Genomic DNA, 1,271 nt, shown 5'->3' with positions numbered 1-1,271 from the left:
CTCCTGTATTTAGATAATAAGGTATTCCTTTGATATTTAATACCTACAGTTTCTAAAAAATTAAAATTAAAAAGTTGGCTTGCTACTTCGGTACTAATTTTGCCACCATTTTCTTTAACTTCAGAAATAATTGTAATTATGCCATCAGGATTAATTCTATTCTCGTCCATAACTGTATATTTTGACAAATATAATTGCGGCTCCAATTTAGCATTTTTTTCAAACTGGTCCACCCTATCGACGATGTGCTTAAATTTAACAATATACGTCGGAATTTTCTTAGCAGTGCCTATAAAGAAACCAGTTTTTAAATAACGTTTAACTGCTCTCTCTAAGGTTTCAAAATTATTATCAAAAGCGTCATCCAATCTTTTTGAAGTTATAAATTCAAGACCTTTATTTCTGGCTTGGCCTCGCTTTATGCAATCCTCTAATTGAGTATAAATAGTCTCAAGATGTTCAAGGCGACCCAATTGCACTGAGTTTTTTGCAATATGTTCGCTAATCATAAATTCAGGAGAATCCACTTTTTTTGCGCAATCACTACCTAAAATAATTTCACGATTATTTGATTCGTTATACAAGAACATTACTGTTCTAGTCAGCTTACTATTGCAAAAAGCACATCTAAACTTGGCTTCTCTTTTTTCTGCTTCGCTAACTAAATGTGGAGATTTAGTATTTTCGACCTTCCATTCACCTAAAGAAGCGTGAACCCATTCTGAAACTTGTCTTTTGATTTTCATCCTTAAGGCTTGGTTGTCAACATCAGAATCCTCCAAATGTTTACTATTGGTTAATAACTTATATATTTCGCCTAACTCTGGTGTTGCTTTTAAAAAGTTACTATTCATGAGAATGTTACGATCCATTTCGCTAATAAGACATTTCAATAAAAGAACCTCCTCAAAAAATGACAAATCAAAAATAACCAATATTAATCTTAACATAAGATGACATTTCACATAAATGATACTTGTGCTTGTAACCGGTAACAATTAATATCAATTATAATGTCGAAAAATGTTATACACGTATATGAGTGGGGTTACAATATATATATTAAGTGTAATCAAATAAGGAGTGTTATATAGCATAATGAATGTACAGAAATTGCTTATTATAGGAAATGGCTTTGATCTACAATGCGGACTACCATCAACTTTTAAAGATTTTATCGATAATAGCGTAACTAAACAAAAAAGAAAAAAAAATTCATCAGCCAGATTGCTGATTTAAAAGATAAGAAAGCCGACGAAATTATTGGTTAT

Annotated in this window: 2 protein-coding genes; one reads left to right on the top strand and one right to left on the bottom strand. The window is 31.0% G+C overall.

All coding sequences use genetic code 11. From position 1 onward, the window contains the following. On the bottom strand, nt 1-893 hold an 893-nt coding region (locus tag JCM11969_RS16695; protein WP_156319425.1), incomplete at its 3' end, for a hypothetical protein. 205 nt (nt 894-1,098) lie between these two features. Between JCM11969_RS16695 and JCM11969_RS20625 the strand changes: the two genes are divergently transcribed. Beyond that, nucleotides 1,099-1,239, top strand: coding sequence for an AbiH family protein (locus JCM11969_RS20625; protein ID WP_082409456.1), 141 nt, complete (start codon nt 1,099-1,101; stop codon nt 1,237-1,239). Nucleotides 1,240-1,271 lie beyond the last annotated feature (32 nt).

The organism is Secundilactobacillus paracollinoides DSM 15502 = JCM 11969 (assembly GCF_001311135.1).
Taxonomy (GTDB): domain Bacteria; phylum Bacillota; class Bacilli; order Lactobacillales; family Lactobacillaceae; genus Secundilactobacillus; species Secundilactobacillus paracollinoides.
This window is presented reverse-complemented; position numbering and strand designations above follow the sequence as displayed.

Bases quoted from the DNA above. Each gene is read 5' to 3' on its own strand.
- JCM11969_RS20625 (WP_082409456.1), top strand. From the start codon at position 1,099: ATGAATGTACAGAAATTGCTTATTATAGGAAATGGCTTTGATCTACAA.